The 11,973-nt window shown below is 54.3% G+C and carries 6 protein-coding genes and 1 pseudogene; all 7 read left to right on the forward strand.

Features of this window, described 5'->3' with window-relative positions; translation table 11 throughout:
- Positions 1-32 precede the first annotated feature (32 nt).
- Positions 33-458 carry a 50S ribosomal protein L11 gene (gene rplK, locus KK925_RS02785; protein WP_174582868.1) on the forward strand — a complete coding sequence of 142 codons (426 nt, stop codon included), beginning with the start codon at positions 33-35 and terminating at the stop codon, positions 456-458.
- 36 nt (positions 459-494) lie between these two features.
- On the forward strand, positions 495-1,196 hold the full coding sequence (gene rplA, locus KK925_RS02790; RefSeq protein WP_174582869.1) for a 50S ribosomal protein L1: 702 nt from the start codon (positions 495-497) through the stop codon (positions 1,194-1,196).
- Between the two features lie 114 nt (positions 1,197-1,310).
- On the forward strand, positions 1,311-1,865 hold the full coding sequence (gene rplJ, locus KK925_RS02795) for a 50S ribosomal protein L10 (protein ID WP_174582870.1): 555 nt from the start codon (positions 1,311-1,313) through the stop codon (positions 1,863-1,865).
- Positions 1,866-1,997: 132 nt separating this feature from the next.
- On the forward strand, positions 1,998-2,393 hold the full coding sequence (rplL, locus tag KK925_RS02800) for a 50S ribosomal protein L7/L12 (RefSeq protein WP_174582871.1): 396 nt from the start codon (positions 1,998-2,000) through the stop codon (positions 2,391-2,393).
- A gap of 110 nt (positions 2,394-2,503) precedes the next feature.
- Entirely contained in the window at positions 2,504-6,451 is a 3,948-nt protein-coding gene (gene rpoB, locus KK925_RS02805) for a DNA-directed RNA polymerase subunit beta (RefSeq protein ID WP_174582872.1), read from the forward strand.
- Positions 6,452-6,535: 84 nt separating this feature from the next.
- Entirely contained in the window at positions 6,536-10,675 is a 4,140-nt protein-coding gene (rpoC, locus tag KK925_RS02810) for a DNA-directed RNA polymerase subunit beta' (RefSeq protein ID WP_174582873.1), read from the forward strand.
- A 395-nt stretch (positions 10,676-11,070) separates the two neighbouring features.
- Positions 11,071-11,973: pseudogene (locus KK925_RS11530) on the forward strand (IS1634 family transposase); the annotation flags it as partial.

The raw sequence follows: 11,973 nt of genomic DNA on the forward strand, positions 1-11,973 counted from the left end.
CCTAGGCCAAGCGAACTTGGCGGAATGTCCTTATGGCTAAGGAAGTGAAAGCGGTGGTTCGTCTCCAGATCCCGGCAGGGCAGGCTAACCCTGCTCCTCCGGTGGGCCCTGCGCTGGGCCAGCACGGCGTGAACATCATGGCTTTCTGCAAGGAGTTTAACGCGGCCACCCAGAAGGAAGCGGGGAATATTCTGCCGGTGGTGATTACGATCTATAAGGACAAGACCTTTTCCTTTATTACGAAATCACCCCCGGCGTCGGCGCTTTTGAAAAAAGCCGCCAATATAGCCAGTGGTTCCAAGGAGCCCAATCGGGTCAAGGTAGGGCAGGTGACACGGGCACAAGTGAAAGAAATCGCTCGGATCAAGCAAAAGGATCTCAATTGTGATTCGGAGGAGGCAGCCATCCGGATGATTGCTGGAACGGCCCGCAGCATGGGGATTGAAATTGTTGGGTAGAGGAAAGAAAAAGGGTCGTGGGAGAGAAACGGGCGTATGGCGGTAGCTCATAGCAAGAGGTACCAAGAGGCGTCCCGGCTGGTTGAGCCGGGTAAGGTTTATGATCTGGCCGAGGCGATCCGGATTTTGAAAGCGATGCCCCCGGCGCGTTTTGATCAGTCCGTGGAACTGGCCATGAAGTTAGGGGTCGATCCCAAGCAAAGCGACCAGATGGTTCGAGGGGCCGTGACCCTTCCCCATGGGACAGGGAAGAAAGTTCGAATCTTGGTCTTTGCCAAAGGGGAGGCAGCTGAACGAGCCCGGAAGGCGGGTGCCGATTATGTGGGCCTGGAGGACTTGGTCCGGAAGATCACCGAGGGGTTTCTGGATTTTGATGTGGCGATCGCTACACCGGAAGCGATGACGGAGGTCCGCAAGCTGGGAAAGATTTTGGGTCCTCGAGGACTTATGCCGAATCCGAAAACGGGAACTGTAACGGACAATGTGGAAAGGGCGATCGCCGAGTGCCGTGCGGGTCGGGTAGAGTTTAAGCTCGATAAAAACGGTAACATTCATCTTTTGGTTGGGAAAATCTCCTTCGCGGAATCCGCCTTGCAAGAAAATGTTCGGGCGGCGGTTGAGGCAGTAGTGCGTGCCCGCCCGGCCAGTGCGAAAGGGCGATACATTGAGAGCGCCGCGTTATCCCTCACGTTTTCGCCATCGGTACGGATTGATGCGGCAAGTTTGGTCAAACATTGAGGAAGTGATTCTTTTGTCCTCAAAGCGGGTTAGTAGGAAAGCCCAAAAGGCAGGAGTCAAAACCAATGGCAGCTTTTTTGCTAGATCCACGGGAGGTTGGGTAGCGGGAAGAGCATGAGAGAGGAAAAGCGTTTCCTGGTCGAGGAAATCCGGCAACGGATCCGGGGGTCCTCCTATCTAATCTTCTGTGACTTTACTGGCCTGGATGTGGGGGCTCTCTCTGAGTTACGGCGGCGGCTCAAGCAGGCTGGCAGTCGTTCGTGTGTGGTCAAAAATACCCTGTTGCAGCTGGCGCTGGAGGCTGAGGGATGGGGGTCCGCGAATGGCTTTCTTACAGGCCCAACCATGGTGGTTGCTGGGAATGACGATGCGATCTCGGCTGCGAAGGTTTTGGCAAGTTTTGCGACGGAATTTCAAAAGCCGCGGATTAAGGGCGGGTTTCTGGAGCGAGCTTCCTTGGACGGATCGCAGTGGGAAGCGTTGGCGGCGCTGCCGCCCAGGGAGGTTCTTTTGGCACGATTCCTTGGGGTTCTTTCGGCACCGGCCAGTCGCATGCTTTCTCTCCTAATCGCGCCGGCGAGCGGCCTAGCAAGGCTGTTAGGAGAGAAAGCGAAAAAGGAGGCTGGGCACCGAAACGCGGAGGAACCGACAGGGGAAAAAGGGAGTTAAGATGGCAAGGAGGAAGCTGGTGTTGCGTGCACAAGGGATGGGGGAGAGACCGAGATAGGATTTTCTTTCCAGTGAGAGAAGGCTGCATGAAGTCGAAACGGGAAAAACGACGGTGAAAGGAGGTCGGAAACGATGGCGGATCTAGACGCAATAGTGGAACAGCTGAGTCAGTTGACCGTTCTTGAGGTTTCGGAGCTGACGAAGAAACTCGAGGCCCGTTGGGGGGTGACTGCCGCCGCTCCCGTGGCGGTGGCCGGTGTAGCCGGTGTACCGGTGGCCGGCGAGGCAGCTCCCGCTCCCAAGGAAGAGGCCAAGACGACGTTTGACGTCATTCTCAAGGAGGTTGGGCCCAATAAAATTGCGGTCATTAAAGAGGTTCGTGCCGCAGTAAGCGGGCTAGGCCTTGCAGAGGCCAAGGCTCTCGTAGAAAGCGCTCCGAAGCCGATCAAACAGGGGGTAACGAAAGAGGAAGCGGAAGCCATCCGGAAAAAGATTGAAGCGGTCGGAGCCAAGGTGGAGATCCAGTAACCAGTGGCCCGATTGACTGGATCTAGCGAAGCTTTTTCGTGTTCCCCTTGCCTCGGTCGGCCCCGGGGAAGGGGAGGTGATATGCTGCAGGCCCTCGAAGGAGGCATCCTATGACGACGACGGTAAAAGATATTCCTCGGAGGGATTTTGGCAGGATTCGGGAAGCGATTCCGGTGCCTAACCTCATTGAGCATCAGATTCGTTCCTATGAGGATTTTTTGCAGTTGGATGTACCTTCCCATCTAAGAAAAAATGAGGGTCTACACGGGGTTTTTCAGGAAGTTTTTCCTATTGAAAGTTATGATGGGAAGGCAAGACTAGAATATGTCTCCTATACTATTGAAAATCCCAAGTTCAGTTATCTCGACTGCATTCGAGAGGGACAAACGTACGCCGCTCCCCTGTATGTGACGTTTCGACTGGTTCACGAAGCTGGGGTGAAAGAAGAGAAGGTCTATATGGGGGAACTCCCGATGATGACGCCCCAGGGAAGTTTTGTTATTAACGGGGCCGAGCGTGTGATTGTTAGTCAGTTACATCGCTCTCCGGGAATTTGTTTTGAATCTTCGGTTTTGACGAATGGTCGCATGGTTTTTGCTTATCGAGTTATCCCGGACCGGGGGACCTGGTTGGAGGTTGGCTTGGACGCTTTGGATCTTATCTATGTTCATTTGGATCGCCGGAAGAAGCGGAGGAAATTTTTGATTACTACCTTGCTGCGAGCGTTGGCGGCCATTCCTGCCACGGGTTCCAAGGAGGGGAGCCGGTTGCTTGGATCCGGTACGGATGAGGATATTCTTAAGCTTTTCTATCGGCTCGAAGAGTGGGATGTCTCGCGTGAGGTGAGCGAGGAGAAGCTCGCGAACCGGGTTCTTGTACACGATATTCCCGACCCAGCTGTCCCGGAAAGCTTTCTTGCTCGTGCATTTCAGCCGCTGACAAGGAATCTTTTGCGGCAGATGGCAGAGCGGGGGTTACGCCGTGTTAAGGTTGTCAACATTTCGGAGGATGAATGTATCGTAAAGTGTCTCAAGAAAGATCCGGCGAAGGATCCAGAGGAGGCACTGAAGGAAATTTACCGGAGACTCCGGCCGGGAGATCCTCCTACCGTTTCGAACGCCAAGATTTTGATCCGCCGTCTCTTTTTTGATCCCAAACGGTATGACCTTAGCCGGGTGGGCCGGTACAAGTTGAATCAGAAACTGGGCATCTCCGTCGATCCTGAGGTTCGAACGCTTACGGCGGAGGATATCGTCGCGGCGACCCGGTATCTTTTGGGTCTTCGAAAGGGGGAGGGGAGCACCGATGATATTGACCACTTAGGCAGTCGGCGCGTGCGGACGGTGGGAGAACTGGTGGCCAACCAGTGTCGGGTTGGGCTTGCGCGGACCGAGCGGTTGGTGAAGGAGCGAATGACGCTTTTTGATGTCAACACCGAGGCGATGACGCCCCAAAAGTTGATTAATCCTAAGGCTCTGTCAGCTACGATTCGGGACTTCTTTGCTCGGAGTCAATTATCCCAGCTTATGGATCATACCAATCCGCTTTCCGAGTTGACCCATAAGCGCAGGCTATCGGCTTTGGGGCCCGGAGGGCTTTCGAGGGAAAGGGCAGGTTTTGAGGTGCGAGACGTCCATCCGTCTCACTATGGAAGGATTTGCCCAATTGAAACACCGGAAGGGCCGAACATTGGGCTCATTGCTTCCATGTCCTGTTATGCCCGGGTGAACGAGTACGGCTTTTTGGAGACACCGTATCGGAAAGTGGTGGACGGCCGGGTGACCGACGAGATTGTGTATCTGACCGCGGATGAGGAGGAAAAATACGTCGTCGCTATGGCCAATTCTCTTTTGGATGAAGAAGGCCGGTTCCTCGAGAAAAAGGTTTCGGCACGTGTGAAGGGTGAGTTCCGAGAGGTGGATCCTAGTTTGGTCCATTTTATGGATGTCTCGCCAAAACAACTCGTTTCGGTCGCCGCAAGTCTTATCCCATTTTTGGAGCATGACGATGCAAACCGTGCTCTTATGGGGTCAAACATGCAGAGGCAGGCAGTGCCTTTGATCACGACTGAGGCTCCTACGGTAGGGACTGGGATGGAGGCGAAGGTCGCTCGTGATACGCAAGCAGTCGTGCTTAGCGAGATGGATGGCAAGGTTGCGTACGTTGACGGTGGAAAGATTATCCTTACGAAGGACGGGAAGCTTCCTGAAAGTAGGCGCAAGTGGAAGCATAACCCCCGAGATGGAATGTGCATCTATGAGCTCAAGAAGTTTATGCGCTCCAATTCTGGGACGTGCATCAATCAAAAACCAATTGTGCGCAAAGGGGATTTGGTATCGAAGGGCCAGGTCATTGCGGATGGACCGTGCACGGCAAGGGGGGAATTGGCGTTAGGGAGGAACCTTTTGGTGGCATTTATGCCATGGAATGGGTATAACTTTGAGGACGCGATTCTTGTTTCGGAGCGATTGATCAAGGAGGACGTCTTTACAAGCATTCATATTGATGAGTTTGAGATTACGGCCCGAGACACCAAGCTTGGTCCGGAGGAGATTACTCGGGACATTCCCAATGTGGGGGACGAAGCGCTCAAGAATCTAGGTCCCGATGGCGTTGTCCGCGTCGGAGCCGAGGTCAAGCCGGGCGACATTTTGGTGGGGAAAATTACTCCCAAAACGGAGACGGAGCTCGCTCCGGAGGAGCGGCTTCTTCGGGCCATTTTTGGTGACAAGGCGGCGGATGTCAAAGACTCTTCCCTGCGCGTGCCTAGTGGCACGTATGGAATAGTAATGGACGTCAAGGTTTCGTCTGGGAATGCACGGGTTCAAAAGGTGAAATTAACTCCCTCGGAAGCAAAACAGAAAATTAAGGAGATTGAAGAGCGTTACGCACAAAAGGAAACGGATCTTCGCGAGCAGCTCACTCAAGCTCTTTCGAATATCCTTCTTAATGAAAAGATTCCTTTGGATGTTGTGAATGCTGAGACAGGTGAGATTATCATCCCAGCCAATCGGAAGATCACCAAGACGCTTTTGCGCAAACTAGCTGAGGTGTATGATCATATCGAGATCGACCCAAGTCCGGTACGAAACAAGATTATGGAAATTATTAATGCCTTTGAGTCCAAATTCGAGCAACTCCGAAACGAGAAAGAGCTAGAACTGGATCAAGTCGAAAGCGGGGATGAGATTGAGCCGGGGATTATTAAGCAGGTCAAGGTGTACATTGCAAGCAAGCGTAAGCTTTCGGTGGGAGACAAGATGGCGGGCCGGCATGGGAATAAGGGTGTCGTTGCGAAGATTGTTGCCGAGGAGGACATGCCCTTTCTGCCGGATGGCACGCCCGTTGACATTGTGCTGAACCCCCTTGGGGTACCGTCTCGCATGAACGTGGGGCAGGTGCTGGAGACGCACCTGGGGATTGCGGCGGAAAAACTTGGTTTTAAGGTTGCCAGTCCGGTATTTGATGGAGTGAAAGAGGATCAGATTCGTGCTTTTTTGAAAGAAGCCGGGCTGGATGAGGATGGAAAAACAGTTTTGTACGATGGGCGGACAGGTGAGCCGTTTGATCAGCGAGTCGTGGTGGGGATTATCTACATGATGAAGCTCCATCATATGGTGGCGGATAAGATTCACGCTCGGGCAGTTGGCCCTTACTCTTTAGTCACCCAACAGCCCTTGGGTGGAAAGGCTCAATATGGGGGACAACGCTTTGGAGAGATGGAAGTGTGGGCGATGGAAGCGTATGGCGCGGGTTATACGTTGCAGGAGTTATTGACGGTGAAATCCGACGATGTTTCCGGAAGAACACGGATTTATGAGGCCATTGTCAAAGGGGAAAACTACCTTGATCCGGGCACTCCTGAATCGTTTAACGTGCTGGTCAAGGAGCTTCAGGGATTGTGCCTGGACGTTAAGGTAGGGCCGAGGTCGGGGGTGCTGGACGGTGCTGGTGGAAGCACCCGATCCCTGGCCGAGGCGGAGTCCCGGGTCAATGGAAGGAAAACCTGGCCGGTGGAGACGACTCCGTCTTCGGAGGGTGACGGAGAGGCAAGCTAAGGAAGTCGGGCCCAAGCTCGATTGGGAAAAGAAGGTGCTAGCGGTGGGATGAAGCAAGGATTGTAGGGGGAGAGCAAGAGAGCCATGAGCAAGGAAACGACCATTGCAAGAGAAATTCTGGGTTTGGAGCGTTCGGTAGGGTTTGACCAGGTCCGGATTGCCATTGCGTCTCCTGAGATGATTGAGAGTTGGAGCCGGGGAGAGGTCAAAAATCCGGAGACCATCAACTACCGTACCTTTAAACCGGAGAAGGGTGGACTCTTTTGCGAGAGAATCTTTGGCCCGACCAAGGATTGGGAGTGTGCGTGCGGAAAATACAAGCGGATCAAGTACAAGGGTGTCGTTTGTGATCGTTGTGGAGTGGAGGTGACCCTGTCCCGGGTACGGCGGGAAAGGATGGGCCATATTAAGCTTGCCGTTCCGGTAGCGCACATTTGGTTTCTCAAATGCATGCCCAGCCGGCTGGGTCTTATGATGGACATGACCGCTCGTGATTTGGAGCGAGTGGTGTACTACGAGGATTATTTGGTGGTCGACCCTGGCTCCACGCCGCTTAAGCCCAAGCAGCTTCTGTCAGAACAAGAATATCGGGAAGCAATCGAAGAATATGGCCCGAGCGCGTTTGTTGCCAAGATGGGGGCAGAGGCGATTCGGGACGTTCTCAAAAAGGTCGACCTTCACGAGCTTGCGACGCAACTTTCGGAAGCTTTGGCCAATACCAAAAGCAAGCAATTGCGCAAGAAAATCGCCAAGCGCCTCAAATTGGTTCAAGGATTTATCCAATCCGGGACTCGCCCGGAATGGATGATCCTGGAAGTGCTTCCGGTCATTCCGCCTGATCTGCGCCCGCTCGTTCCCCTGGAGGGTGGGAGATTTGCTACTTCGGACTTAAATGATCTGTATCGGCGGGTGATCAATCGCAATAATCGCTTGCGGACGCTATTGCAGCTTAAGACCCCGGAAGTCATCATCCGAAACGAAAAGCGAATGCTGCAGGAGGCAGTAGATGCTCTTTTGGACAACGGGCGTCACGGCCGTCCTGTGACGGGAGCGGGGAACCGGCCGCTTAAGTCGCTTTCGGATATGCTCAAGGGGAAAACCGGGCGGTTCCGGCTCAATCTTCTGGGCAAGAGGGTCGATTATAGCGGGCGGTCTGTGATTGTGATTGGTCCGGAACTGAAGCTTCACCAGTGCGGGTTACCCAAGAAGATGGCTCTGGTGCTTTTTGAACCATTTATCATCCGTCGGCTTCGCGAGCTGGGCCATGTTCATACGGTCCGCAGCGCCAAAAAGATGATCGAGCGCCAGGAGTCGATCGTGTGGGATATTCTGGAGGAAGTCACCAAAGGGCACCCGGTACTGCTCAACCGCGCTCCCACACTTCACCGGCTTTCGATTCAGGCTTTTGAGCCCGTGCTGATTGAAGGCGATGCCATTCGCATTCATCCCCTGGTGTGCACCGCATACAACGCCGACTTTGATGGCGACCAGATGGCGGTTCACGTTCCCATATCGATTGAATCCCTTTTGGAAGCCCATCTTTTGATGCTAGCTCCCAACAATCTTTTTTCGCCGTCGAGCGGGAAGCCGATTACAACCCCTACGCAAGATATTACCCTTGGATGTTACTATCTTACGTTGCCTCCAAGGAAATCGGTTCTCGCTCAGAAGAAGGAGAGTCGGTTGCTTCTCTTTGAGAGTCCCGACGAGGTTCTTTTTGCTCATGCTGATGGAATTATTAAAACCCATGAATGGGTGCTTCTGAAAAATCCCGATTACGGGAAAGATACGATATTCGGAGAAAAGGACAAAAAGCTTATTCAAACGACGGCTGGTCGGGTGTTGTTTAACCAAATCTGGCCACCGGAACTGGGGTTCTACAACCGGACTGCAGGAAAGAAACAACTCGGAGAACTCATTGTTCGGTGCTACCAAATCGCCGGGCATGAAAAGACTGTCGCCTGCCTGGACGCGCTGAAGCAGCTGGGATTCCGGGAGGCTAGCAAGGCAGGAATTTCCATCGGGATTGATGATATGATCATACCGGCGGAGAAGGAAAAAGTGATCAAGCGGGCATATGAACGGGTGGCCGTAGTCGAGAAGCAGTATCGGGCGGGGGCGATCACCGATGGCGAAAGGTATAACAAGATTATTGATATCTGGACACAGGCGACGGAGGAAATTTCAAGCGTGATGTTCCGGACCCTGGAGGCAAACTTGGACCGGACGGAGTACAACCCACTCTTTCTCATGGTGGATTCCGGGGCCCGGGGTAACCGGCAACAGGTGCGGCAGCTTGCGGGAATCCGTGGGCTTATGGCCAAACCATCCGGGGATATTATCGAGCGGCCGATCATTTCCAATTTCCGTGAAGGATTGTCCGTTCTTGAGTATTTCATTAGCACCCATGGAGCGAGAAAGGGGTTAGCGGATACGGCGCTTAAGACCGCAGATGCGGGTTACATGACGCGGAAGCTGCACGATGTGGCTCAGGACGTGATCGTGCTCGAGGAAGATTGTGGCACAATCGCGGGCATTTGGGTGAAGGCGGTATATGAGGGGGATGAAGAGATTATTAAGCTCTCGGATCGGATTGTGGGTCGGGTGTCTTGCGAGGAAATTGTGGATCCGGTGAGCCGGAAGGTAATTGTGAGCGTGAACGAACTCATCGATGAAAAGAAGGCGCTTGCGATTGAACGGCTCGGGATCGAACAAGTGCGCATCCGCTCGGTGCTGACTTGTGAGACCAAGGGTGGGGTGTGTGCACGGTGCTACGGGCTCAATCTGGCGACTGGGCAGATGGCCAAGGTGGGTGAATCGGTGGGAGTCATTGCCGCCCAATCCATTGGAGAGCCCGGAACCCAGTTGACGATGCGGACGTTCCATATTGGCGGGACGGCTTCCCAGGTGTTCAAGCAGCCGCAGATCCGAGCCAAAAACGACGGGTTGGTGCAGTACATTGACCTGCGTGTCGTGCAGTCGGTGGAAGGGCATTTCATTGTTTTGAATAAAAACGGGTTTGTTGCCATCGTGGATGCAAGTGGGCGAGAGCTTGAGCGACACGCGGTGGTCGTCGGGGCCTTCATCTCGGTTGCGGACGGCGCTCCTGTGAAAAAAGGGCAGGTTTTTGTGCAATGGGATCCCTATAACATCCCCATTCTGACGGAGAAAAGTGGGATTGTGGAGTTCCGCGACATCAAGGAAGGGGAGACGATGAAGCGGGAGCTCAACGAAGTTACAAAACAGGTGGAGACTGTCATCATTGAACACAAGCATGACCTACATCCCCAGATTGTCATTTTAGATGAGAAAACGGGTGAGGTTTTAGCGTCGTATAGTATCCCCGCGGGCGCGCATATTGAAGTCAAAGAGGGGGAGAAGGTCGAAGCTGGGAAACGATTGGCGAAAACACCCAGGAAAGTGGTAAAGACGAAAGATATTACGGGTGGGCTCCCACGGGTAGCGGAGCTTTTTGAAGCCAGGAGACCGAAGGACGCCGCGGAAATTGCGCGTATTGATGGGATTGTGGAGGATGGAGGGATTGTCAGGGGCCGCCGGCGTCTCTTGATTCGAGATCCGGAGACAGGTCAGGAGGAGGAACACCTGATCCCTCTGTCGAAACACCTCATCGTCTTTAAGGGGGATCGAGTAAAAAAGGGTCAACAGCTAACGGAAGGACCGGTGGCCCCGCAAGAGATTTTGGACGTTTGTGGGCCCTACGAGTTGCAAGAGTATCTTCTCAATGAGGTGCAGGAGGTCTACCGGCTCCAAGGGGTCGAGATTAACGACAAGCACATCGAAATTATTATCCGGCAAATGCTGCGGAAGGTGAAGATTCTGGATGCTGGGGATACGTCGTTTCTGTGGGGTGAGCTGGTGGATCGACTCGAGTTTGAGCGGGAGAACCGGGAAGTAGAGGCCAAGGGGGGCAAGCCAGCGGAAGCGGTGCCGGTCCTCTTGGGAATCACCAAGGCATCGCTGGAAACGGATAGCTTTATTGCCGCCGCAAGTTTTCAGGATACGACGCGGGTGCTCACGGAGGCTGCAACCTTGGGCCGGGTCGATTACCTTAAGGGCTTTAAGGAAAATATTATCCTCGGAAACTTGATTCCTGCGGGTACGGGGTTTCGGAAGTATCGAAACTTGCGACTTGTGGAGGTGGGCCAGCCCTCGAAGACGGAAGGCGGGGAAGTATTGGAGGCAGGAACTGCAGCTGCGCTGTAAGGGGTCTGCCGTTTTTGGAGAGGAGTTGCCTGGCTCGTCTCGTCGATCTATGGCAGCTGGTGGGAGGCCGTGGTCTCCTAGCCCCAGGTAGGCCCGGGCCGATGCCTATGGGGCAAGATCTCTAGTCCTTGGATTGACCTAATCTAAGGTCAGGACGGGAAGAACGGGTTACTATTCCATGTTTCTTTTGTCCCCAGGAGGAGGAAGAGGCGGCAGAGCAGAACGATGTCGCGAGGATTGATGGCCACTGCGTCAGGCGTTCTAGTTAGCCGATCTTCCGCATCATTTTGAGGATTCTTTCGGCGTATGAAGGACTTATGCAAAATGCTGTAGGACGTTCCATGCAACTACAATGTGAATAACTTTTATGTCCATGAGCATTATGTTCTTGCCATATTGTAGGCAAGTACGTGCAGGAGGTACGGACTTGTCAGAGGGGCAAAGTCTACCGATCCCTTCTTGTCCGGGAGTCGTATCGGGTGGGCAAGCAGGTCAAGACGAGGATCCTGTGCAATCTGACCCGAATGCCGGTGGAGGTCAAGCAGGCGGTCCGAGCTGCTGGTGCAGGGGAAGAAGCTTGTGCCTGTGGACGGATTGGAAGGGCAGGAAGCTCTGGATTACGGAGGAATCGCGGTTCTGGAGGCGGCCTGGCAGCGATTGGGACTTGATTCGGTTCTTGCCGGAGTGGGTTCGGAGCGGAAACGGCGGCTTTTGAAGGCGATGATCTTCGGCCGGATTCTTTTCCCCTCCTCCAAGCTTGGGCTTCGGGAGCAAGCCCGCGGAACGCTCCTGGCCAAGGTGTGCGGGTTGGAGGAAAAGGACCTGGAAGAGGACGATCTCTCCCGGGCGATGGATGGGCTTAACGGCGTTTGGAGCGGAATCGAGGAAGAAGCTTTACCGGGAAGCCCAGCCCGAAGGCACAAGCTGGGTGCTCTACGAGCTTTCGAGCGTCTACTTTGAGGGGGACGGCCCTGAGGGATTGGCGCAGTACGGCTACAGCCGGGATCACCGGCAGGACCGACCTCAGGTGCTTCTGGCGGTGGCGACCGACTCTCGGGGGATCCCGATCCATGTGGAGGTCCTACGGGGGAACCGGGCGGACAGCACGACGCTCACGGGGCTTTTGGTGACTCTCCGACGCCGACTGGGGATCCGGGAGGCGGTCTTTGTCTTCGATGGCGGGATGAAGAGCCGCTGGAACCTGGAGATGTTCAGTGGGATGGAGCTTGAGTACGTGACCCGTTCCCCTGCGACCCAGCTCCAGGAGATCCTTCGGCGACTTCCCCGGGACCGGCAGC

Source organism: Candidatus Methylacidithermus pantelleriae (assembly GCF_905250085.1).
GTDB classification, from domain to species: domain Bacteria; phylum Verrucomicrobiota; class Verrucomicrobiia; order Methylacidiphilales; family Methylacidiphilaceae; genus Methylacidithermus; species Methylacidithermus pantelleriae.

What these genes read in the sequence shown, in the direction of transcription:
- rplK (WP_174582868.1), top strand. Translation starts at nt 33, where the DNA reads ATGGCTAAGGAAGTGAAAGCGGTGGTTCGTCTCCAGATCCCGGCAGGG.
- rplA (WP_174582869.1), top strand. Translation starts at nt 495, where the DNA reads ATGGCGGTAGCTCATAGCAAGAGGTACCAAGAGGCGTCCCGGCTGGTT.
- rplJ (WP_174582870.1), top strand. Translation starts at nt 1,311, where the DNA reads ATGAGAGAGGAAAAGCGTTTCCTGGTCGAGGAAATCCGGCAACGGATC.
- rplL (WP_174582871.1), top strand. Translation starts at nt 1,998, where the DNA reads ATGGCGGATCTAGACGCAATAGTGGAACAGCTGAGTCAGTTGACCGTT.
- rpoB (WP_174582872.1), top strand. Translation starts at nt 2,504, where the DNA reads ATGACGACGACGGTAAAAGATATTCCTCGGAGGGATTTTGGCAGGATT.
- rpoC (WP_174582873.1), top strand. Translation starts at nt 6,536, where the DNA reads ATGAGCAAGGAAACGACCATTGCAAGAGAAATTCTGGGTTTGGAGCGT.